The organism is Nocardioides sp. NBC_00850, assembly GCF_045207335.1.
In the GTDB taxonomy this organism is placed as follows: Bacteria; Actinomycetota; Actinomycetes; order Propionibacteriales; family Nocardioidaceae; genus Nocardioides.
Window position 1 is genome coordinate 598441 of sequence record NZ_CP108845.1, and the last position, 23407, is coordinate 621847.

At 69.5% G+C, this 23407-nt stretch carries 18 protein-coding genes; 5 read left to right on the plus strand and 13 right to left on the minus strand.

Annotated features, from left to right (window positions below):
- Positions 1 to 41 precede the first annotated feature (41 nt).
- Positions 42 to 401 carry a VOC family protein gene (locus OH802_RS02940; protein ID WP_406024943.1) on the plus strand — a complete coding sequence of 120 codons (360 nt, stop codon included), beginning with the start codon at positions 42 to 44 and terminating at the stop codon, positions 399 to 401.
- Between the two features lie 99 nt (positions 402 to 500).
- On the opposite strand, the gene OH802_RS02945 is transcribed toward OH802_RS02940, so the two are convergent.
- From OH802_RS02945 to OH802_RS02960, 4 genes are read right to left on the minus strand one after another with little or no spacing between them, the layout of a single operon-like run.
- A complete protein-coding gene (locus OH802_RS02945; RefSeq protein ID WP_406024945.1) occupies positions 501 to 3173 on the minus strand; it encodes an FtsX-like permease family protein in 2673 nt (890 codons plus the stop codon).
- Entirely contained in the window at positions 3170 to 3892 is a 723-nt protein-coding gene (locus OH802_RS02950; RefSeq protein ID WP_406024947.1) for an ABC transporter ATP-binding protein, read from the minus strand. Before OH802_RS02950 ends, OH802_RS02945 begins: the two co-directional genes overlap by 4 nt.
- On the minus strand, positions 3885 to 4034 hold the full coding sequence (locus OH802_RS02955; protein WP_357355598.1) for a hypothetical protein: 150 nt from the start codon (positions 4032 to 4034) through the stop codon (positions 3885 to 3887). The genes OH802_RS02950 and OH802_RS02955 overlap by 8 nt, the downstream gene beginning before the upstream one ends.
- Positions 4031 to 4591, minus strand: coding sequence for a PadR family transcriptional regulator (locus OH802_RS02960; RefSeq protein ID WP_406024950.1), 561 nt, complete (start codon positions 4589 to 4591; stop codon positions 4031 to 4033). Before OH802_RS02960 ends, OH802_RS02955 begins: the two co-directional genes overlap by 4 nt.
- A 191-nt stretch (positions 4592 to 4782) precedes the next feature.
- Here OH802_RS02960 and OH802_RS02965 point away from each other — a divergent pair, with 191 nt between their 5' ends.
- Positions 4783 to 7605, plus strand: a complete 2823-nt coding sequence (locus OH802_RS02965; RefSeq protein ID WP_406024952.1) for a M4 family metallopeptidase — start codon at positions 4783 to 4785, stop codon at positions 7603 to 7605.
- 27 nt (positions 7606 to 7632) lie between these two features.
- Here OH802_RS02965 and OH802_RS02970 read toward each other — a convergent pair whose 3' ends face one another.
- From OH802_RS02970 to OH802_RS02990, 5 genes are all read right to left on the minus strand, one after another.
- On the minus strand, positions 7633 to 8154 hold the full coding sequence (locus OH802_RS02970) for an SPFH domain-containing protein (RefSeq protein ID WP_406024954.1): 522 nt from the start codon (positions 8152 to 8154) through the stop codon (positions 7633 to 7635).
- Positions 8155 to 8226: 72 nt separating this feature from the next.
- Entirely contained in the window at positions 8227 to 9630 is a 1404-nt protein-coding gene (locus OH802_RS02975; protein ID WP_406029223.1) for a DUF4232 domain-containing protein, read from the minus strand.
- A gap of 140 nt (positions 9631 to 9770) precedes the next feature.
- A complete protein-coding gene (locus OH802_RS02980; RefSeq protein ID WP_406024956.1) occupies positions 9771 to 11936 on the minus strand; it encodes a 3-hydroxyacyl-CoA dehydrogenase NAD-binding domain-containing protein in 2166 nt (721 codons plus the stop codon).
- Positions 11937 to 11953: 17 nt separating this feature from the next.
- A complete protein-coding gene (locus OH802_RS02985) occupies positions 11954 to 13165 on the minus strand; it encodes an acetyl-CoA C-acetyltransferase (protein WP_091043431.1) in 1212 nt (403 codons plus the stop codon).
- Between the two features lie 54 nt (positions 13166 to 13219).
- Positions 13220 to 13813, minus strand: coding sequence for a MerR family transcriptional regulator (locus OH802_RS02990; protein ID WP_406024958.1), 594 nt, complete (start codon positions 13811 to 13813; stop codon positions 13220 to 13222).
- Positions 13814 to 13946: 133 nt separating this feature from the next.
- On the opposite strand from OH802_RS02990, the gene OH802_RS02995 reads away from it, so the two are divergent.
- The gene (locus tag OH802_RS02995) at positions 13947 to 15095 is read left to right on the plus strand and encodes an acyl-CoA dehydrogenase family protein (protein ID WP_406024960.1); all 1149 of its coding nucleotides are present in this window, start codon (positions 13947 to 13949) and stop codon (positions 15093 to 15095) included.
- Positions 15096 to 15232: 137 nt separating this feature from the next.
- Here the strand turns inward: OH802_RS02995 and proC are convergent, their stop codons facing one another.
- Positions 15233 to 16021, minus strand: coding sequence for a pyrroline-5-carboxylate reductase (proC, locus tag OH802_RS03000; protein ID WP_406024962.1), 789 nt, complete (start codon positions 16019 to 16021; stop codon positions 15233 to 15235).
- A 116-nt stretch (positions 16022 to 16137) separates the two neighbouring features.
- Here proC and OH802_RS03005 point away from each other — a divergent pair, with 116 nt between their 5' ends.
- Positions 16138 to 17757, plus strand: coding sequence for a Coagulation factor 5/8 type domain-containing protein (locus OH802_RS03005; RefSeq protein WP_406024964.1), 1620 nt, complete (start codon positions 16138 to 16140; stop codon positions 17755 to 17757).
- Between the two features lie 26 nt (positions 17758 to 17783).
- Here the strand turns inward: OH802_RS03005 and OH802_RS03010 are convergent, their stop codons facing one another.
- Both OH802_RS03010 and OH802_RS03015 read right to left on the minus strand, forming a co-directional pair.
- Positions 17784 to 18188: a hypothetical protein gene (locus OH802_RS03010; RefSeq protein WP_196876548.1), complete on the minus strand. Its 405-nt coding sequence runs from the start codon at positions 18186 to 18188 to the stop codon at positions 17784 to 17786.
- Between the two features lie 75 nt (positions 18189 to 18263).
- Positions 18264 to 21677, minus strand: coding sequence for a bifunctional proline dehydrogenase/L-glutamate gamma-semialdehyde dehydrogenase (locus OH802_RS03015; RefSeq protein ID WP_406024967.1), 3414 nt, complete (start codon positions 21675 to 21677; stop codon positions 18264 to 18266).
- Positions 21678 to 21790: 113 nt separating this feature from the next.
- Here OH802_RS03015 and OH802_RS03020 point away from each other — a divergent pair, with 113 nt between their 5' ends.
- Complete coding sequence (locus OH802_RS03020; protein WP_406024969.1) at positions 21791 to 22708, plus strand: LysR family transcriptional regulator; 918 nt, start codon at positions 21791 to 21793, stop codon at positions 22706 to 22708.
- 20 nt (positions 22709 to 22728) lie between these two features.
- Here OH802_RS03020 and OH802_RS03025 read toward each other — a convergent pair whose 3' ends face one another.
- Complete coding sequence (locus OH802_RS03025; protein ID WP_160025880.1) at positions 22729 to 23397, minus strand: TetR/AcrR family transcriptional regulator; 669 nt, start codon at positions 23395 to 23397, stop codon at positions 22729 to 22731.
- Between the last annotated feature and the right edge of the window lie 10 nt (positions 23398 to 23407).

A 23407-nucleotide genomic window follows, 5' to 3' on the forward strand; every position in this document is an offset into this window, starting at 1 on the left:
GCGGAAGCCGAACGTCCGGAACCACCCCTAACGTCGGAGCCATGGCTATCGCACGCACACCACACTGGGTCATCGACTGCCCCGACCCGGCAGCCCTGGCTACCTTCTACGCCCAGCTCCTCGACTGGGAGACCAAGGTCGACGACGACGGCACCTGGGCCGAGGCCTGGGGCGAGGGCGGCGCCCTCAACTTCCAGGGCATCGACGACTACCGCGCCCCGAAGTGGCCGACGCAGGAGGTCCCCCAGCAGACCCACCTCGACGTCTTCGTCGACGACCTCGACACCGCCGAGAAGGCGACCCTCGCCCTCGGCGCCACCAAGCACGAGGTCCAGCCCGGCAAGACCTTCCGCGTCTTCCTCGACCCCGCCGGTCACCCCTTCTGCCTCTGCCAGGCCTGACACTCAACCCCAGCCGAATCGGTAGAAATGGCGGGCCGAAAAAGCAGTTGTGGGCGACGAAAGTCGAGTTTCGTCACCCACAACTGAGGATTCGGCGGGCTATTCGACGCGGGCCACCATGGGCAGGCGACCGCGGGTGGTGACCGCGACGATGAGCGCGATCAGCAGCGGAAGCCCGACGACCACGATGCCGACGAGGTCCCACGGGATCTCGAGGTAGTGCGCGGCGACGCTGTCGCGCTCCGGCCAGCCCTCGGTGGTGATCGGATAGCTGATCGCGATCCCGGGAACGAACCCGATGAGAGCTCCCGGGACCGCTCCGAGGAGCGTCACGACCAGGGCGTACGAGGCAGCGACCCCACGTCGCGTACGCGTCCTGGCTCCGACCGCCGACAGGGTCGCCAGATCGGGGCGGGCGTCGTTGAGCGCCAGGTGCGTCGCGGTCAGCGCGCCACCGATCATCAGCACGGCCCCCAGGGTGACCAGGAGCAGCCAGACGATCACGGCGGTGTCCGTCTCCTGGTAGCCACGCTCGATCAGGATCGTCGTGGGGAACTGCCCGGCCGCCAGGGCCTCGTCGAGGTCCGTCTCGGCGGCGGCGCTGAGCCGGGCGTTCTCGATGTAGAGGCCCAGGACCCGCGGTTCGACACCGAGCTTCTTCACCATCGCCGGCGTCACGACCGCGTACGCGGGCGCGGCCCGCTCGCCGACGTCGAGGTAGGTCGCCGGCACGTCGACGGTGACAGCGTCGACATCCGTCTGCTCGTCCTCGGACCACTCCTTGATCACCAGGCGCGCGGACTTCGAGGACCGAAGCTCATCATCGGTGGTGAACACCACCGCACCCGAGGACCTCAGGGTCTCCGCAGCAGTGGCAGCATCCCGCTCGGAGAGCGATCGGGCCACCGCCGGCGGAAGGGTCCCGTCGGCACCGGCGACGACGAGGTCGCCGAACTCGCCGATGGTGGTGTCGAGCGGGATCGCCTCACCGTCACCGGTCTCAACGGCGACGTACCGTCCGTCAGCCTCCGATGTCGCGCCGGTCGTGAGTGCTGCCGTCGCTCCCGGGATGGCCTTCTCGACCTGCGCGGCGATGTTCTCCCACCGCGCTCTCGTCTCGTCCTGGTCGACGTCGCTCTCGGTGTCACTGTGTCGCGGATGCACCACGGCGTCGCCGATCGTGATGGAGGGCAGGTAGCTCTCCTGGTTCTGCTCCTGGTCGCTGCTGAACGCGATCCCGAGCGTGACGACCCCGACCACCGTCACCGCGATCGCACCGGCAGCCGGCACCGTCCGGGTGCGGTGCCGATCGGCGTCGCGGGTCGCGAACCGGATCACCAGCGGCATCCGGGCGCTGAACCGCGCGGCCGCGGACACGAGGGCGGGGAGGATGAACAGCACCCCGGCGACACAGAGCAGTACGCCGAGAGCGATCGGGATCCCGCTGAGCGCGTTCCGGGTGCCGAACGCCGCCGATCCGACTCCGGCGGCCACCAGCACGAGACCGATGATCGGCGAGCGCCGCGAAGGCAGGGTCTCGGACCGCCGCCCGGACAGTACGCCGACGACGTTCTGTCGCGAGGCGATCCAGGCCGGCACGATCGCCGCGCAGATCGCGGCCGCGAAGCCGATGACGGCAACCGCCAGGATCTGAAGCCACGGCACCTCGAACGGTCCGAACCAGGCCGAGACCTGATCCTGGGCGAGCGGCTGGAGAAGCCGCGCCAGCCCGACCCCGAGGGCCGCACCGACGACGGCCGCCACCGCACCGATGACGATCGCCATCCCGAGCAGGACGCGCCGGGACTGACGAGCGGTCCCTCCCGACGCCGCGATCAGAGCAAGGTCGCGCGCCTGGCGCCGGGCCGCGACCGCGAACGCCGGCCCGGCCAGCAGGACCACCTCGAGGATGACCATGACCACGATGAGGACGAGGACCACGAGCTCGGACGGATCCGGGGTGCCCATGGGCGGACGGATCTCCTTGTCAGCCGCGCGAGCTGCCGCCGGCGGGTCCATGACGACCGAGCGCGAGAGCACGAAGGCACCCGCAGCGTTCAGGTCCTCGATGTCGGACCAGGTCACCGGCCCGCCGCCGACCAGCCAGGTCGAACGATCGCTGGTGTAGTCCACCGGGAGGTCCACTCCGGCGACGAAGGGGTCGTTGCGTACGTTCGCCGACTCGACGATCCCGACGACCTTGCGCGTCTCATCGATGTCGCCGTTCGGGATCAGCAGCTCCTCACCGACGCCCGGACCCCGGAACGCGAGGTTGGAGTTGACCACGACCTCGTCCGGACCCTGCGGGAGACGACCTTCGGTCAGCCGGGTCAGCCCGGCGGCGAGCGGGTCGTTCAGATCGGTCTCCAGCCCGCTGGCCCAGGTGACCCCCTTGTCGGTGCGTACGTCGAAGGTCCGGTCCTCGGCCGCCAGCAGCGGGCGGTCCCCGAGGACGGCCTTCACTCCGGCGGCGTCGAGCGGGTCGGCGTCGGACTCGTCGAGCCATTCGGAGGCGTTGTCGGGGTCGATGCCCTGCCGTACGACAGCGGAGCCCTGGACGTCGATGCTCGCCGCGGCCTCTGTGCCGAGCCGGCGGTCGAGGCCCTCCACGGTGTCGACGTCATAGGTCTGGTACGTCACCGCAACCGCGGTCACGCCCGCCACCGGCAGCGCGATCATCAAGATGACCAGCAGGCTGCGCCACTTCGCCCGCCGGGCCTCCCGTTGCCCGATGCGCAGGGCGAGACGCCAACCAGCGAGGCCGCCGCTCATGCCTCGACCTCGTCCACGAGTGCCAGGTTCGGCGTCTCGCCGGCCTCGTCGACGACGAGGCCGTCGCGCACGTAGATCACCCGGTCGGCCCAGCTGGCGTACCGCGGCTCGTGGGTGACGAGCACACCGGCCGCGCCGGCGTCGCAGCGCGCCCGGATCAGCTTGAGGATGTCCTCGCCGGTCTCGGTGTCGAGGGCGCCGGTCGGCTCGTCGGCCAGGATCAGGCGGCGCTCGCCGACGATCGCACGGGCGATCGCGATCCGCTGCCGCTGCCCACCGGACATCTCGTCGGGGAACCGGTCGGCGAAGCCGTCGAGCCCGACCTCCTCGAGCGCCGTCCTCGCCGCGGCCTGCGCCGAGCGCCGACCGGCGCCGTCGAGCTCGAGCGGCAGGGCGACGTTCTCGGCGGCGGTCAACGCCGGGATCAGGTTGAAGTCCTGGAAGACATAGCCGATCGACGTACGCCGCAGCTTGGCGCGCCCGCTGACCCCGGCCTCACCGAGATCCTGGCCGTCGACCTCGACGGAGCCCGAGCTCGGCGAGTCGAGACCGCCGGCGATGGTCAGCAGCGACGACTTTCCGGAGCCGCTCGGCCCCATGATGGCCACCAGCTCACCGGCGTACGCAGCGAGGCTGACGCCGCGCAGGGCGTGCACCTCGGCGGCGCCGGTGCCGTGGACGCGGCTCACGTCGGTGAGCCGGAGGACTGGTTCACTCATCGGTGGACTCCTTGGTCGAGGTGTTGCCCGGCTTGACGGGCGTGGCGTGGACGCGGCGGCTCAGCCGCTCGCGGGCGTCGGCGAGCCAGCGATCGCTGTCGTGGCTGAGGCGGCGCAGGTCATGGGCGAGGGCGGCGTTCATCGCGTCCCTCCGTCGGTGGATTCGGCGGGCTCCGGAGCGGTGCTCGTGGAGGCCGCCCGGCGGAGCCGGGACTCGCAGTGGTCGAGCCAGCGGATCTCGGCCTCGGCCGCGAAGATCAGGCGATCGAGGACGAGCCCGCCGGCGAGGTCGTCACCGGCTCCGGAACGCGACTGGCGGCGGTATCCCTGAAGCGCCTGCATCGTCGCGTTGCGTTGCTGCTGGACGACCTTGCCGACGTCCACGCTCGGCACCGCGACCGCCACCGCGAGCTTGATCGCGAGCTCGTCGCGCTGCGGCTGCGTACGCTCCACCGGGGTGTCGAACCACCCCTTCACCTCGACCTTACCGGCCTCGGTGAGCTGGTAGAGGGACCGTCCCTCCGCGTCGGTCCCTCCAGCCTCGACGAGGCCGTCGCGCTCGAGCCGGGACAGGGTCGTATAGACCTGCCCGACGTTCAGCGGCCAGCTCGCGCCGGTGCGCTGCTCGAACTCGGCGCGCAGCTCGTAGCCGTAGCGCGGCTTCTCCAGCAGCGCCAGCAGTGCGTGTTTCACGGACACTCGATCACCTCCCTTGGTTACTTACTGAGTATGTATATACCGAGTATGCACGCCTCCGCAAGACGCCGATTTGAGGGCGACGACACCCAGGACTGCCTGGGAGACTTCTGCCGCTGGTTCGGGCCGGCGGTCTTTTGTCTTGTCGGCCCGTGAACCTCCTCCGGGCCGCTCCCACTCCCGAAGGAGTCGAAGTGTCACCTCGTAGACGCGTCGTCGCCCTGACTGCGACCGCACTTGCCCTCGGCGGGCTCAGCGTGATTCCGATGACCCCGCCCGCCTCCGCCGAACCCGACCCGGTCGCGACCTACAAGGCCCGCGCCGGCGTTCCGCTGACCATCCATCGCACCACCGACGGCACGGCCGACTTCATCGGTTCGATGTCCGAAGGTGCCAAGCCGCTGGGCGCCACCGTCAAGCCCGCCAAGGCGGCCAGGACCCAGCTCGACCGCGCCGGCGAGGCGTTGGGCACCGACAAGACCGACCTGCGCGAGACGACGACCAGCAAGGCCGTCGGCGGCGGGTCGGTGACCAGGTTCGAGCAGTACGTCGCAGACCTCCCGGTCCTCGGCGGCGAGGTGGTCATCGGGCTGGACAAGGACCGTGGCCTCACCTCCGCGGCCACCAACCTCTCCGACGCCACGGTCGCCGAGGTCACCCAGCCGGACGAGTCCATGCGCGCGAAGGCCAAGGCAGCGGCCAAGGCCGTGGTCGCCAAGGCCAACCACGGGGCGACCGGTCTCACCGTGAGCGACGAGGGCACCTGGCTCTACGACCACGACCTGGTCAGGGGACCCGAGATCGGCGAGACCAGCGTCTTCCGGTTCTCGGTGACCAACGGCTCCACCATCCGTGAGACCGTGCTCGCCCACGCCGGCACCGGCCGCGTACTCATGCACATCAACGAGATCGCCCACGCCAACCGTCGCATCTGCGACAACGCCAACGTCCGCGCCGCGGCGACCGGCTGCGCGGACACGAGCACCACGGTCAAGCGGCGCGAGGGCGATGCGCCCTCCGGGATCGCCGACGTCGACAAGGCGTACGACATGCTCGGCGCGACCTCCGACCTCTACGCCTCCCTCGGGCTGGACCTGACCGACGAGATCGGCTGGTCCAGCGGCGCCACCGGCAAGGCGATCACCGCCACGACCCGCTACTGCGAGCCGACAGAGCCGGGCTACACGCCACCGTGCCCGATGGACAACGCGTTCTGGAACGGTCAGCAGATCTACCTCGGCCAGGGCCTGGTGGTCGACGACATCGTCGGTCACGAGCTGACCCACGGCGTGATCGAGAACAGCTCGAACCTCTTCTACTGGTACGAGTCGGGCGCCATCAACGAGTCGATGGCCGACATCATGGGCGAGATCGTCGACCACCGGTACGCAACTCCCGGCGACTCCCCGACCGACTGGCGCGTCGGCGAGGACTCGTCCTTCGGCGCGATCCGCGACCTCGCGAACCCGACGACGCACGACCAGCCCGACCGGATGACCAGCTCGCTGTGGGATGCCGACGACCTCACCTACTACGCCGATGGCGGCGGGGTGCACACCAACAGCGGCGTCGGCAACAAGACGGCGCACCTCATCTCCCAGGGCGGCACCTTCAACGGTCGCACCGTCACCGGCATCGACGGCGCCGACCCGACCCTGCAGAAGACCGCGACGCTGTACCTCTACGCGATCCAGCACCTCGTCTCCGGAAGCCAGTACGCAGACCTGCGCCGTACGCTGGCCAACGGCTGTTCCGCACTGGTGGCCGCCGGCACCGCCGGCTTCACCCTGGACGACTGCACCCAGGTCAACCTCGCCACCGACGCGACCGAGCTGGCCAAGTCGCCCACCAAGGCGGGCGCGACCCGGCCCGCGGAGGCGCCGAACACCTGCCCCGCCGGGAGCACCGGCAAGGCCTCGATGGCGAACCCGTCGCTCAGCCGGGGTGTCCTGTGGAACCAGGCGCCCGACGCCGCACAGGGCATCCCCGCCAACGACCGTGACGGCAACGGCTCCGACTTCGGCATGAACCCGGACCCGGAGACCTACGGCGACCCGACCTCCAGCGGCCTGACAACGGCCGGCATCAAGGTGCCGGCCGGCAAGCGGACCTATCTGCGGTTCAGCCACTGGTATCTCTTCGAGTGGTACACCGGCAGCGACCCCGCCCACCCCACGCCGCAGTACTACGACGGCGGGGAGGCTCGCCTGCTGGTCAACGGGGTCGCGACCGCCATCCCGTCCTCGGCCTGGGTGAACGGCCCGAAGCAGAAGCTGCTCCTCAACAGCCCCACCCGGCCGCTGACCGGCTTCGGAGGCGACTCCAACGGGTGGATGAGCTCCCGCGTCGACCTGTCCGCTTTCGCCGGCAAGACCGTTCAGTTCCAGTGGGTCGTACGCGGCGACAGCACCGGCTCGTTCATCGGCTGGTTCGTCGACGGCCTCGAGCTCTACACCTGCAACCCGCAGACGATCGCGAGCACCGCGCCGCCTACGATCAGCGGCTCCGCGCGCGTCGGCTACACCCTGACCGCGACGAAGGGCTCCTGGAGCCCGACCGCCACGACGGTGAAGTACCAGTGGCTACGCAACGGTGTCGCCATCTCGGGCGCCACGGCCTCGACGTACAAGCTCACCGGCTCCGACCACACCAAGGAGATCCGGGTCCGGGTGACGGCGTACGCCTCCTCCTGGCCTGCCGCCAACCCAGGCGTCCGGTCGAGCGCTGCGACCGCGAGGATCGCGGCCGGCTATCTCACCGCGGTCACCCCGACCATCGGCGGCACCCGCAGGGTCGGCTATCTGCTCACCGCCTACCCAGGCACCTGGAAGCCCTCGGGAATCACGTTCTCCTACCAGTGGCTGCGCAACGGTGTTGCCATCTCGGGCGCCACCGGGAAGACGTACCGCCTGCGGTCCGTCGACCGCAATGACCGCATCCGGGTCCGGGTGACCGGCCGCAAGACCGGCTACTACACCAAGACGGCGACCTCAGCGGCCACCAGCACCATCCGCTGACCCGACCCGGCCCGACGATGGCGGCGCTCAGCCGTCATCGTCGGGTCGTCCGGGATGCAACAGCAGGTCGACCTCGTCGATGACCACATCGGTCACCACACCGGCGGCGAGACCGTCGATCCGGATGCCCTCGATGGCAGCCACGAGCCCGTCACGCTCATCGGTCAGCCGCACCGCGGGCCGGGCGCGGACCGCGTCGGCGACCCGGCGCTCCAGCGCCGTGTGCAGGACGGCGCGCGGGTCGATGTACGCCGCACCGACCCGAGGCGGGTCGACCTCGACGGAGAAGGTGGCGAGGACACGTACGTCCCGGCCGTCGGCCGTCCGGGTCCGGACGACGATCGCGATCTCGATCTGTCCGGTCGGCCACTCGAGCACCTCATGGAACCCCGGGATCGCCAGCGTCATCGCGTCGGAGGCGATCCGGACGATCCGCCGGTGCCTGGTCACCACCAGGCACTCACCACGGCGGGCCCGACGCAGCAACGACGCCACCACGAGGCCGACCGCGATCGCCGCGATCACCAGAACCGTCGCCATCTCCCCCATGGCTCCGAGTCTTCTCGACCCCCGCCCCATTCCGAATGGGCTCTGCCACCCATTCGTCCTCTCCTGGGTACGTCAGCCGGATGTGCCCTGCGCCCAAGGACTCATCCGCACCTCGGCCCCATCGAGGATGTCGAGATTGCTCGGCGCGCCCGGCCAGCTGACCGGGATGGTGACGGGCTTGCCGCCCGGTAGCGCGGTCACCTGGAGATCGGTGGTGACGTCGGGATCGTTCGCGGTGGACATCGCCTGCCAGTCGATCACGGCCGTCACCGACTCCCCCGCGGGGACGACGACGCGCTCGGGCACCATCGACGGCTCGTACGGCCTGACGGTCACACCGGTCTGCGCAGCGCCTTCGGCGTTCAGGAACTCGACCGCGGGCACGCCTTCGATCGCACACGCCTGCCCGCCGGCGTTCCGGGCCCCGATCCACGCCTGCCGCGAACCCGCAGCGGCATCGTGTCCGCCGAAGGTGACCTCGAGGTCCGGCATCCGGCACGGCGGCGCCGCCGGGTCGGGCGGCCAGGGCTCGGCATCGCCGAACGGCGGCATCGTCGTCCGCGGTGGGGTCGTGCCGCCGACCCATCCTTCGACCTCGCCACCGCGCGTGCCTTGGACCGTGTACGCCAGCGGCTGCCCGGAACGCCCGGGATAGCCGTCGTAGGTGGTGAGCCACCGGCTGACGTCATCGATCACTCCATCGCCCTCGGCGGCCTCGACCAGGACGATCAGCGGTTCGAAGGGAGCGGACAGCTGAGCGGAGGTCACCGACGCGTGCTCGGAGGCGTCCACCACCAGCCTGACTGCGGCCGGATCGGGGAGCTCGTTCGACCGGTACCAAGCCTTGCCGCCGAGGAGATCGACCGGGCGCTGGCGGCGGCCTGCGACGGTCGCCACCTGGAACAACACGTCCTTCGGCGCTCGCACGTCAGCCTTCCCAGGGCCTTTGGTCTGCGGCTGGGAGACGCTCAACGACACCGACGTGGCCCCGGCCTCGCGCAGTGCGACGGCATCGGCGAGCGCGTCACCGACGGTGTCGAGCGGGTCCAGCCCACTCGCACCCACCCAGTTCTCGGTCGAGCCCAACGTGAACGCTGTGCTGATCCGATCAGCGGGTGCATCAGGCACGAGCCGGGCGATCTCGGGCTCCAGCAACCGGAGCACCTCCCGGCCGGCCGCGGCCGCCGCGGCCCCGGACAGGTCGTTCTCCAGGGTCACCTCGACGCGGACGGAGTGTTCCCAGCGGTCCTCCTCGCCGAAGTCCTCCCCTGGAACGCGACGCGACTCGTCGACAGCCACCACGTCGCGTACGCCGGAGACGGACCGCCATTCGTCGGAGACCTCGAGAGCCGGCGCCCTGGACCGGCCGTCCCGATCCCAGACCATCACAGCCACAAAACCGATCACGACCAGCAGAACGACCGCGACGATCACACCGCCCAGCCAGAACTCGCGCCCTCGCGTGCTGCCCAGCATCGCCACGTACGTCCTCCTCGACCTCTGCGAAGGCAAAGACTCGCACGGGCGAAGCCGGATCAGTCCCGCAAATAGCGAACCGGCACGGTTCCTTCACAGGATCCGTGCCGGTTCACCACATTGCCGTGGCTGAGCATGAGTCAGGCTGGGAAGCCTTCACCCTTCGCCGCGAGGTCACGGAGGTACTGCGTCGGACGGAACCGCTCGCCGTACGTCTCGGCCAGCTCGTCGGCACGAGCCAGGAAGGCCTCGATGCCGATCGAGCCGTCAGCGGCCTCGTAGCCGGTGATGAACTGGGCCGCACCACCGGTCTGCGGCGGGAAGCCGATGCCGAAGATGGAGCCGATGTTGGCGTGCGCGGCGGAGGTGATGACCCCCTCCTCGAAGCACTTCGCCGTCTCCAGGGCCTCGATGAAGAGCATCCGCTCCTCGGCGTCCTTGATCGGGATCTGCTTCTCGGCGACCGGGAACACGCTGCCGAGGTCGGCCCAGATCGAGCCGCGCTTGCCGTCGGCGTAGTCGTAGAAGCCGGCGCCCTTGAGCTTGCCGGAGCGCCCCGCCTCGATGAGCGGGTTGAGCACCTTCTCCGTGGTGGTCAGCTCCTCGACGCCGGCAGCCTCCCGGGTCGTACGAGCGATCTTGACCATGAGCTGGTGGTTGAGCTCGTCGGCGATCTGCAGCGGCCCGACCGGGAACCCGGCCTGGGTCGCGGCACGCTCGAGCGAGTAGGGCGCGAAGCCCTCGGCGAGCAGCTCCAGACCCTCCTGGATCTGGGTGCCGATGACGCGCGAGGTGTAGAAGCCGCGGCTGTCGTTGACGACGATCGGGGTCTTCTTGATCTGCTGGACCACGTCGTACGCCTTGGCCAGCGCGACGTCGTTCGTCTCGGCGCCCTTGATGATCTCGACCAGCGGCATCTTGTCGACGGGCGAGAAGAAGTGCAGGCCGATGAAGTCGGCCGGGCGGTCGATGCCCTTGGCGAGCTCGGTGATCGGCAGCGTCGAAGTGTTGGAGCAGAGCACCGCGTCCTCGTTGACGAACGGGGCGATCTCGCTGAAGACCTTCTGCTTCAGCGCGACGTCCTCGAAGACCGCCTCGACGACGACGTCGACGCCGGCGAAGTCCTCCGGAGCGACCGTCGCGGTGATCCGGTTGAGGATCTCGTCGGCCTTCTCCTGGGTCAGCTTGCCGCGCGAGACCGCCTTCTCGTTGAGCTTGGCGGTGTACGCCTTCCCCTTCTCGGCCGACTCGATGGCGACGTCCTTGAGGACGACCTCGGCACCGGCCCGGGCGAAGGAGTACGCGATGCCCGCACCCATCATCCCGGCACCGAGCACGCCCACCTTGGTCGCCTTGAACTTCTCGACGCCGTCAGGACGCAGCGTGCCGGCGCCGATGGCGCCGAGGTCGAAGAAGAACGCCTGGATCATGTTCTTCGACTGCTGGCCGGTGACCAGCGTGGTGAAGTAGCGCGACTCGATCCGGGTCGCGGTGTCGAAGTCGACCATCGCGCCCTCGACCGCGGCCGACAGGATCGCCTTCGGCGCGCGCATGTCGGACTGCTTGAGCTGCTTGCGCAGGATCGGCGGGAACGCGGGCAGGAAGCCCGCGAGCGCCGGCGAGGTCGGCTTGCCGCCGGGCATCTTGTAGCCCGGCTTGTCCCACGGCTGGGCGATCTCGTCGGGGTTGGCCTTGATCCACGCCTTCGCGGCGGGAACGAGCTCCTCGGGGGAGGAGACGAGCTCGTCGACCAGTCCCTTCTCCTTCGCGGCGGCCGGCTTGAACTTGGTGCCCTGACCCAGCACGTCCATCAGCCCGGTCATGATGCCCAGGAGGCGTACGACGCGGGTGACGCCACCGCCGCCCGGGAGCAGACCGAGGGAGACCTCGGGCAGGCCGATGTCGTAGCGGGCGTCGAGCGCGATGCGGTGCTGGGTGGCCAGCGCGATCTCCAGACCGCCACCGAGGGCGGCGCCGTTGATCGCCGCGACGACCGGCTTGGGGAAGGTCTCCAGCTTGCGGAGGGTCGCCTTGATCGACTCGACCTCCTCGAAGACCTGGGCACCGTTCTCGGGCCGCACCTGGATCATGTTCTTGAGGTCGCCGCCGGCGAAGAAGGTCTTCTTCGCGGAGGCGATCACGACGCCGGTCACACCGTCGGCCTCGGCGTACAGCTTCTCGACGGCCTCCGCCATCGAGGTCTTGTACAGCTCGTTCATGGTGTTGGCCGACTGGTTCGGGTCGTCCAGGGTCAGCGTGACGATGCCATCGGCATCGCGGTCGTACTTAACGGCAGACTCAGTCATCTCTTCGCAAACCTCTCTCAGACCAGCTCGACGATCGTGGCGATACCCATGCCGCCACCGACACACAGCGTGGCGAGGCCGCGCTGCTTGCCCTGACGCTCGAGCTCGTCGACCAGGGTGCCGAGGATGATGGCACCGGTCGCGCCCAGCGGGTGACCCATGGCGATCGCGCCGCCGTTGACGTTGGTGACCGACTCGTCGATGCCCATGTCCTTCATGAACCGCATCGCGACGGCGGCGAACGCCTCGTTGATCTCGAACAGGTCGATGTCGTCGACGGTGAGACCGGCCTTGGCCAGCGCCTTGCGCGAGGCCGGGGCGGGGCCGGTGAGCATGATCGTCGGGTCGGCGCCGGAGACGGCGGCCGAGATGATCCGGGCGCGCGGGGTGAGCCCGTTGGCCTTGCCGGCCTCCTCGGAGCCGATCAGCATCAGCGCGGAGCCGTCGACGATGCCGGAGGAGTTTCCGGCGTGGTGGACGTGGTCGATCTTCTCCACCCAGTGGTACTTGGCCAGCGCGACGTCGTCGAAGCCAGCCTCCTGGCCCTGCTGGAGGAAGGACGGCTTGAGGCCGGCCAGGGTCTCGGCGGTGGTGCCGGGGCGGATCAGCTCGTCATGGTCGAGCACGGTCAGGCCGGTCTGGTCGACGACCGGGATGACGGCGTCCTTGAAGTAGCCGTTCTCCCAGGCGGCGGCCGCCCGGGCGTGCGACTGGGCGGCGTAGCGGTCGACATCCGCGCGGCTGAAGCCCTCGAGGGTCGCGATCAGGTCGGCGCCGATGCCCTGCGGGACGAAGCCGGTCTTGAGCGCGGTGTCGGGGTCCTGCGCCCAGGCGCCACCGTCGCTGCCCATCGGCGCCTTGCTCATCGACTCGACACCACCGGCGAGGATGAGGTCCTCGAACCCGCCGCGTACGCGGGAGGCGGCCTGGTTCACGGCCTCGAGGCCGGAGGCGCAGAAGCGGTTGAGCTGCACACCGGCGGTCGTCTCGGGGAGACCGGCCTTGATGGCGGCGGTCTTGGCGATGTCACCGCCCTGCTCGCCGACAGGGGTGACGACACCGAGGACGACGTCGTCGATCCGCTCGGGGTCGAGGTTGGGGTTCCGCTTGCGCGCCTCGTCGATCAGGCCGACCACCAGGTCGATCGGCTTGACCTCGTGGAGCGCTCCGGTCTTCTTACCCTTCCCGCGCGGCGTGCGCAGGTGGTCATAGATGAATGCTTCAGCCATGCGCCGATTGTGACACTAAAACTGTCACAGTCAACAGGGGTAGGTCCGAAAGGTTCACGATAGATTCCGGGAGATCGTCCGGTTCACCGCGTCCTGGAAGCTCACCACGATGGCCTCGGTGGTCAGCTGACGCAGCCGCGGGAGCACCTCCTCGAGGTGCTTGGCCTCCTCGGGGCTGTGATGGGTGCGCCGGAACGGATCGACCACCTGGTCGCGCAGGATCGTGTTGAGCTCGGCCGCGAGGTCCGCCATGAGGCGTGAGGTCGCTGCGTACGCCGCTGCCAGCGCGTCACGGGGCAGCCCCAGCGCGATCAGCTCACGCCCGATCCGGGCCTGGATGTCCTCGGTCGGCTCGGTGGCCCAGGAGGTGATCATGGCGCGCTGCATCGCGAGATCCTCCCGCGTGATGTCGGCGGGGAGCCGCCCGAGGTAGCGCTCGATGGCCTGCAGCGTGAACCCGTGCTCCTGGAGCGCGGTGACCAGATCCAGGCGAGCGCGATGCTCGGGACCGTAGTAGGCCACCCGCCCACGGCGGATCGGCGGCGGGATCAACCCGAGGCTCGCGTAGTAGCGCGTCGTACGCACCGACAACCCCGTGGCGGTCGACAGCTCATCGATCGTCATCAGTTCCTCGGTCGTCTCCGTCATAGTCAGGGACCGTAGACCAAACGGTTGCGACTTCGCCAGTGTTACTGTCACAGTTGCTCCGTCGCCACCCGAGAATGCGGTCTGCGTCACAGACGTGAGGCACGATGAGTGCGACTGTCTACGAAGGAGTGTCATGCCCGAGAAGCCCACCATCTACGAAGCCGAGCACGAGGACTTCCGCGCCACGGCCAAGGCCTTCTTCGAGAAGGAGGTCGTGCCCTTCCACGATCAGTGGGAGAAGGACGGCATCGTCCCCCGCGAGCTGTGGAAGAAGGCCGGCGACACCGGGCTGCTCTGCTTCGACGTCGAGGAGGAGTACGGCGGCCCCGGCATCAAGGACTTCCGGTTCAACTCGGTCCTCCACGAGGAGATGGCGAAGATCGGCGCCAGCGGGCCCGGCTTCTTCGTCCACACCGACATCATCGTCCCCTACATCTCCCACCTCGGCACCCCGGAGCAGAAGGCCCGGTGGCTGCCGGGCTGCGTCTCCGGCGACATCATCACCGCCGTCGCGATGACCGAGCCGGGCGCTGGCTCGGACCTCCAGGGCGTACGCACCACCGCGGTCGACAAGGGGGACCACTACCTCCTCAACGGCTCGAAGACGTTCATCTCCAACGGCATCAACGCCGATCTGGTGATCGTGGTCGCCAAGACCAACCCCGACGCCGGTGCCCACGGCATCTCCCTGCTCGTGGTCGAGCGCGGCATGGAGGGCTTCGAGCGCGGCCGCAACCTCGACAAGATGGGCATGAAGGCGCAAGACACCGCCGAGCTCTCGTTCACCGACGTGGTCGTGCCGAAGGAGAACCTGCTCGGCGAGGAGGGCTCCGGCTTCGTCTCGCTGATGACCCTGCTGCCGCAGGAGCGCATCTCGGTCGCCTCGATCGCGGTCGCCGCGGTCGAGCAGGTCCTCGAACTCTCCCTCGACTACGCCCGCACCCGCGAGGCCTTCGGCCGCCCCATCGGCCGCTTCCAGAACACCGCGTTCACGCTCGCCGAGATGGCCACCGAGGCCTACCTCGCGCGCCTCTTCCTCAACGACGCCGTCACCCAGCTCAACGCCGGCACCGCCGACACCGTCCTGGCCAGCATGGCGAAGTGGTGGACCACCGAACTGCAGAAGAAGTTCGTCGACCAGGGCGTCCAGATCCACGGCGGCTACGGCTACATGATGGAATACCCGATCGCCAAGGCGTTCGTCGACAGCCGCATCCAGACCATCTACGGCGGTACCACCGAGGTCCAGAAGCTGATCATCAGCCGCCACCTCGGGCTGTAACCCCGCCCCGCTGGTCGAGCCGCCGGAGCCGCTAGGCGGAGGCGTGTCGAGACCAACACAGTCCTATCGAGCGTCGCGGGGACTGTGTTGGTCTCGACACGCTCGGCCGCAGGCGGCCTCACGGCTCGACCAGCGTTCTAGGAGAGCTCCTTGGAGCGTGCGTAGGCGGCGCGGGTGGCCTCGAGGAAGGCCGCCCGCAGGCCGTTCTGCTCCAGCGCGCCGAGCGCAGCGGCGGTGGTGCCGCCCGGGGAGGTGACCTGCTCGCGCAGGATCGCGGGGTGGGTCCCGCTCTTGAGCAGCTCCGCGGATCCGGACAGCGTCTGGATGACGAGCGTCGTCGCGTCGTCCCTGGTCAGACCCAGGTGGACGCCCGCCTCGATCCAGGCCTCGGCGATCATGAAGACGTACGCCGGGCCGGAGCCGCTGATCGCGGTGACGGCGTCGATCTGCGACTCGGGGACCGTGACGACCTTGCCGACGGCACCCATCAGGTCAGCCGCGGCCTCGATGGCTTCCGGCGTCGCCTTCGCGCCACCGGCGACCGCGGACATGCCCTCTCCGACCAGGGCAGGCGTGTTGGGCATGACCCGCACGACCGAGACGCCTTCCGGCACGGCCGGCTCCATCGCGGAGGTCGGGACCCCGGCGGCCAGCGAGACCACCGTGGTCCCCTGCCGCAGCGACGACGCGATCGACTCCAGCACCGGCACGACACCGTAGGGCTTCACGCCCAGCACCACCACGTCGGCCTCGGCGACGGCCTCGGTGGCCGGCAGCGTACGGATCCCGTGTTTCTCGCGGAGCGCGGCGGCCTGCTCCTCACGCGCCTCGACGACGATGACGCTCTCCGGGGCGTGACCGGCCTCGAGAAGTCCGGCGAGGACAGCCCCGCCCATGTTGCCTGCACCGATGATCGCGATCGTCATGCTCGTCAGTCTGTCAGAGCGGACGACCTGCGGAGATATGGCCCCAAACAGCCCAAGCAACTGCTAGGTTGCGATACCCGTAGCAGTAAATATGCCGCTGGTCATCGGGAGGCCACATGCGCATCAGACGTACGTCCCTGCTCGCTGTGCTCGCTCTGGCGGTGACTGTCGCGATGATGGGCCCACCAGCATCTGGCGACGATGTGGAGCGCCGGCTGCCGTCGCCGGAGTCCGAGGTGAACGTGACCGGTGAGCCGTTCACGGGAACCGCTCCGGACGGCACCGTGCAGGGGCTGATCGACGCCCACAGCCACATGTTCATGCAGGACGGGATCGGTGGCGCGGCCGTCTGCGGGAAGGCCTGGTCGGCGACTGGGATCGCGGACGCGCTCCAGGACTGCCCCTCCCACGGGATCGCCGGGGAGACCGCGCTGCTGGAGAACCTGACCCGCACGGGCAGCCCGCTGGGGTTCCACGACACCACCGGGTGGCCGTCGTTCGCCGACTGGCCGGCCTACGACTCGCTGACCCACCAGCAGATGTACTACCGCTGGGTCGAGCGCGCCTGGCGCGGCGGACAGCGGATCCTCGTCGTGCAGCTGACCAGCAACAAGGCGCTGTGCGCGATCAACCCGGGCACCCACCAGTCGTGCGACGAGATGACCGCGGTGCGGAGGCAGGCCCGGGATGCGTACGACACCCAGGCCTTCATCGACGCGCAGTACGGCGGCGAGGGGCGTGGGTGGTACCGGATCGTCACCGACGCCGATCAGGCGCGCGAGGTGATCGAGGACGGCAAGCTCGCCGTCGTGCTCGGCGTGGAGACATCCGAGCCGTTCGGCTGCTCCCAGAGGCTGCGGCTGCCCTCCTGCACCCGCGCCAACATCGACGCCGGGCTCGACGAGCTGAAGTCGCTCGGGGTCTCGTCGATGTTCCTGTGCCACAAGTTCGACAACGCGCTGTGCGGGGTCCGCTACGACAAGGGCACGACCGGGCTGCTGATCAACGCCGGTCAGTTCCTCACCACCGGGACGTTCTGGACGCCGAAGGCCTGCGACCCCGGCCAGCCGCACGACAACAACCCGCGGCTGGTCGACCGTCCCGCCGAGCTCGCCTGGCTGCCGCAGCCGCCGATCTACCCGGAGGGCACCGTCTGCAACCCGCATGGCCTCTCCGCCCTCGGCGAATACGCCCTGCGCGGGCTGATCAAGCGCGGCATGATGGTCGAGGTCGACCACATGAGCGCCAAGGCCGCCGGTCGCACCCTCGACATCCTCGAGGAGACCGACTACCCCGGCGCCCTCGCCAGCCACTCCTGGATGGACGAGCGCTACCTCGACCGGCTCTACGCCCTCGGCGGCTTCTCGACGATCTACGGCCACAGCACCGACCAGTTCCTGGCCGAGTACGCCCGCACCGCACCCGTCCGTGACCGTTACGGCGCTGGCATCGGGTTCGGCTTCGACATGAACGGCTTCGGCGGCACCCCTGGCCCCGCGAAGACGCGCGTCACCTACCCGTTCCGGAGCTTCGACGGCGGCTCCGTCGTCGACCGCCAGGTCACCGGCCAGCGGATCTGGGACTACAACACCGACGGCGTCGCCCACTACGGGATGATCCCCGACTACCTCGAGGACCTCCGCCTCACCGGCGGCCAGGACCTCATCGACGACATCGTCCGCGGCTCGGAGTCCTACCTGCGTACGTGGGCGGGGGCTCAGGCCGCCGCCCTTTAGCCGCAGCCGCCATGAGGTCGGTGGGTTCAGTCGTCGTTTCTCGTACGCCTCAGCCAGCCGCCGCCGAAAAGGGCCCAGACGACGAGCAAGGGTTGGAAGAACAGCCGGATCAGCCGCTTGCTGTCGGTGTCGAGACCGAACGCGTCGACGCCTTCTACATATTGCGCGATGTTGCCCGGGAAGATCGCCACGAAGAACGCGGCAAGCAGCGCTCCGACGAGACGTCGCTTGCTCGGCAGCAGGACGAAGGCCAGCCCGAGCCCGATCTCGACGACGCCCGAGCCGACCACCGTCAGGTCCTCATCGACCGGGAACCAGTCGGGCACCTGCGCCCGGAACTCTTGTCGCTGGGTGGTCAGATGCGCCACCCCGGCGCCCACCATGATCACGCCCAGCAGGATGCGCGCGGTGGTCCGCGCGGTCGAGGTCATCGCACCACTCTAGGAGAACGCGCAGAAGCTCGACGGGGTCGACCACTGGTGGTCGACCCCGTCGAGGCTTCTCCTTCAGAAGAGGTTCTCCACCAGCGGGGTCGGGGAGCCGAAGCGGTGAGCGGTGATCGACACGGCCTGCTCGCGCAGGAAGGTGAGCAGCTCGACCCGGCCGGCCTCGACGACGGGCTGGGCGTAGAGGGCGACGTCGACGCGGCCCTGGCTCGCCTCGGCGAATGCTTCGCGCGACCCACCCAGGAGGCGTACGCGGCTGGGTGCGTACGGCCCGGAGAGGAACGACGCCCACGCGGCCATGTCCTCGACAACGTAGGTCGCACCGGTCGCACGGACCAGCGAGGCGGTCTCGTCATCCAGTGCCGTGGCGACGGACACCGTCACCGGAGCCCCAGCAGCAACTCCAGCGGCGAGGACCCGCAGCAGGTGAGCGACCGGCCCACCCTCATAACGAAGAGTCACCGGCACCGGCGAGTAGCGCAGCACGTTGACCTCGGCGGTCAGTCGCGAGACGTCCCGGGCGGCGCCGAACTCGCGCTCCCATGCGAGAGCGTCCGAGCCGGCCCCACGCTTGAGCAGCTCGATCTCGTCCAGCTGCAGCCGGCCGGCCCAGTCGACGAGCGACCGTACGGCAGGAGCGGGCGTCGCGAGCTCAGTGGCGGGAGCCGACACCCAGTCGCTGAGGCCGACCAGGTAGTTGGGGCCACCGGCCTTCGTCCCAGCGCCCACTGCGGACTTCTTCCAGCCGCCGAACGGCTGACGGCGCACGATGGCGCCGGTGATGCCGCGGTTGACGTAGGCGTTGCCGGCCTCGACGGAGTCGAGCCAGTGCGAGATCTCGGCGCGGTCGAGGCTGTGGATGCCCGCGGTGAGGCCGTAGTCGACCTCGTTCTGGATCTCGAGCGCCTCGTCGAGCGAGGAGGCCGAGATCAGGCCGAGGACGGGACCGAAGTACTCGGTCAGGTGGAACTCCGAGCCACGCTTGACGCCGGTCTTCACACCCGGCGACCAGAGCCGCCCGGTGTCGTCGAGCTGACGCGGCTTCACCAGCCACGTCTCGCCCGGCGCGAGCGTCGTCAGCGCCTCGAGCAGCTTGCCGGAGGCCGGCTCGATGACCGGGCCCACCTGCACCGTCGGGTCCGTCGGATAACCCACGCGAAGCGAGGTCACCGCGTCGATCAGCTGGTCGCGGAAGCGGCGCGAGGTCGCGACCGAGCCGACCAGGATGCCCAGCGACGCGGCCGAGCACTTCTGCCCGGCGTGGCCGAAGGCGGAGTAGACGAGGTCCTTGACGGCCAGGTCGAGGTCGGCGTCCGGGGTGACCACCAGCGAGTTCTTGCCGGAGGTCTCGGCCAGCAGCGGCAGGTCCGGGCGGAACGAACGGAAGAGCTCGGCCGTGTCGAACGCGCCGGTCAGCACCAGCCGGTCGACCAGCGACGAGGCGATCAGCGCGCGACCGACCTCGTTCTCCGGCACGTGGACCAGTCGGAGCACCTCCTTCGGCACCCCCGCTGCCCACAGCGTCTCGACCAGCACCGAGCCGCAGCGCTGAGCCTGCGGAGCCGGCTTGATCACCACGGCCGACCCGGCCGCGAGCGCCGCCGCGACGCCACCGGTCGGGATGGCGAGCGGGAAGTTCCAGGGCGGGGTGACCAGGGTGAGGCGTACGGGCACCTGGTGCGCACCGTCGACGCTGTCGAGCTCCTCGGCCAGGGTCGCGTAGTAGTTGAGGAAGTCGATCGCCTCGGAGACCTCGGGGTCACCCTGGTCGAGCGTCTTGCCACATTCGGAGGCGCCCACCTCGAGCCACTCGGCCCGGCGCCGCTCGACCTCGACCGCGGCGGCCCGCAGCACGGCGGCCCGCTCGGCGCCGGTCTTGCGACCCCAGTCGGCCTGGGCGCCGACGGCACCCTCGAGCACCGACTCCACGGCCTCCACGGAGGTCAGCGTGTGGTCGGCGACCAGCTGGTCGCCCAGCGTCGAGGAGCCCACCCGGGCGATGATCGCCTTGCCCCACTCCCGGTTGCCCGGCAGGTGCGGGTCGGTGTCGGGGGCGTTCTCGAACAGGGTCTGGACGTCGTCCGCGACCGGGGAGCGGCGGTCCTGGGTCCGGTTGGGCGCCGGCACGGAGTCGTCGACAGCCGCGAGGGAGCGTACGAACCGCTCCTTCTCCCGCTTGTAGAGGGCCTCGGAGGAGTTGAGGTCGAAGACGGCCGACATGAAGTTCTCGGTGCTGGCGCCCTCCTCGAGGCGACGCACGAGGTAGGCGATCGCGACGTCGAAGTCCTTCGGGTGCACGACCGGCACGTAGAGCAGCAGACCACCCACGGTCTCGCGGACCGCCTCGGCCTGGCCCTCGGCCATACCCAGCAGCATCTCGAACTCGACCGAGTCGCGAACCCCGCGCTGACCAGCCAGGATCCAGGCGTACGCCACGTCGAACAGGTTGTGACCGGCGACGCCGACGCGCACGTTGGCCATCCGCTCGGGGGTCAGCGCCCAGGACAGCACCCGCTTGTAGTTGGTGTCGGAGTCCTGCTTGGTCGACCATGTCGCGACCGGCCAGCCGTGCAGCGACGCCTCGACGTGCTCCATCGGCAGGTTGGCGCCCTTGACCAGTCGCACCTTGATCGCCGCGCCCCCACGCGCACGCCGAGCAGCCGACCACTCCTGGAGCCGCATCATCGCCGACATGGCGTCGGGCAGGTAGGCCTGCAGGACGATGCCCGCCTCCAGGTCGGCCAGCTCGGGCCGGTCGAGGAGCCGCGTGAAGACGTCGATGGTCATGTCGAGGTCGCGGTACTCCTCCATGTCCAGGTTGATGAACTTCTTCGTCCCGGCAGCGGAGGACGTCGCCGCGTAGGTGTAGAGCGGGAGGAGCCGCTCGACCACGTGCGTGACCGCTTCGTCGTACGCCCAGACCGCGTGCGGCGCGACCGGCGAGGAGACCTTCACCGAGACGTAGTCGACGTCGTCGCGCGCGAGCAGCTTGCGGATCCCGGCCAGACGCCGGTCGGCCTCCTTCTGCCCGAGGACGGCCTCGCCGAGGAGGTTGATGTTGAGGTTGACGCCGCGCTCGCGAATCCGCTCGATCTGGTTGCCGAGCCGAGCGTCGGAGGCGTCGATCAGCAGGTGACCCACCATCTGCCGCAGCGCACGGCGCGCCACCGGAATGACGAACCACGGCGCGACCAGAGACATCAGCGCGCCCAGCTTCACGCCGAGCTTCAGATGCCAGGGCAGGAACGAAGGAACGTTGCCGGCCAGCTCACGGAGGCTGGCCGCGGCCACGCGTACGTCCTCGGGCCGGATCACCCGGTCGACGAAGCCGACGGTGAAGTCGAGTCCGGCAGGGTCCTTGAGGACATCGGCGAGGCGCTGGGCGGCCGGGGCGGCGGGCTTGGTCGAAGCCTTCGCCAGCCAGCCGCGAACGAGGTGGTCGACCTCGGAGATGAGCGCGTCATTGGTGGTCATAGAGCCGAGTATGCGACCAGAGTCACGTAAGATAAAGCGATGTTTCCTGGAGATCATTCGTAAGAGAAACTGAACTATTTGGTCTCGGGCTCCGCTTCGACCGAAGGATCCGCATGCTGGATGTTCGCCGCCTCCGACTGCTCGCCGAGCTCGCCGCGCGTGGGACCCTCGCCGAGGTCGCCGAGGCCCTCCATCAGAGCCCGTCGTCGGTCTCCCAGCAGCTCGGCCAGCTCGAGCGCGAGGTCGGGGTGCCGCTGCTGCGCAAGGCCGGCCGGCGGGTCCAGCTCACCGCCGCGGCCGAGGTCCTCGTCGAGCACACGACCGAGATCCTGGCGCGGCTCGAGGCGGCCGAGGCCGCGGTCACCTCGCTCGGTGACGAGACCGCCGGCACGGTCCGGGTCGCCGTCTTCCAGTCCGTTGCTCTCGCCTACATGCCGCAGGCTCTCGCCGACCTCACCCGGCGCCATCCTCGGCTGCGGGTCATGCTGTCCCAACGCGCGCCCGAGCAGGCGCTCAACGACCTCGCTCTGCGCGAGCTCGACCTAGTGGTCGCCGAGCACTATCCAGACCACGGCGCACCGCACTTCGACGGTCTCGACCGGCAGCCGCTCACCACCGACCGGCTCCGGCTCGCCGTCCCGCCCGAAGGCTCCGGAGAGATCTGGGACGGAATCACCTCGCTGGCCGACGCCGGGCGCGTCCCGTGGGCGATGGAGCCGCCGGGCACGGCGTCCCGCCACTGGATCGAGGAGCAGTGCCGCCGGGCAGGCTTCGAGCCCGAGGTCCGCTACGAGACCGACGACGTCGAGGCCCACGTCGCGCTCGTGGAGTCCGGCAACGCCGTCGCCCTGCTCTCCGACCTGATGCGCGTACGCCATCGGACGGCCGTGCGGCTCATCGATCTGCCGGGTTCGCCGCGGCGTACGGTCTTCACCGCCACCCGGACCGCGATCGCCGACTCGCCGGGGATCATCGCCTGCCGTGCCGCACTGGGTCGCGTGGTGCCGGCGGACCTGACCCTGCCCGGTTGAGCTCGATCAGTTGAGCTCGATCAGCCGAGGAGCTCCTCGAGCGGCTGGTCGTGGTCGATCGAGAGCCCGTACGCCGTCGTGCGGGTGTCGATCATGGCCAGGACGGCCTCGGTGACGACCGAGGTCAGATGCTCGGCGTCGGGGATGCCCTCGCCGAGGTGGACCCAGCGGCGTACGGCACCGAAGACCATCCCGATCAGGCCGTAGATCAGCGGGTCGACGGCCTTCTTGTCGATCTCGGAGACCTCCACGCCGGTCAGCTCGAAGGCGGCCAGGATCAGCTCCTTGATCCGCTCCGCGATCCGGTCGAGGCCCTGCTGGAGCGGACCGGTGCCGTTCGGCGCGGTGTCGACATCGGCGACCTGGTGCAGGAGCGGGTGCTCGAGCGCCCAGTTGACGTACGCCCCGACGGTGCGGGAGATGATCTGCCGGATCGATCCGGTCAGCTCCATCGCCGGGAAGAGCTTGGCCCACAGACCGTCGAGGATGTCGGCCTGGATGGCGAGGTCGAGCTCACGCCGGTCGGCGAAATGCCGGTAGACCACCGAGCGGGAGAGCCCCGCGGCCTGGCCGATCGCCTGCAGGCTGACGTTGACGCCGTCGGTCTCGATCAGACCGATCGCGGCATCGACGATGCGCTTTCGTCGGTCATCGTTGTGACGCTTCCAGCGAACTGCCCTGCCATCCATGGTGGGACCA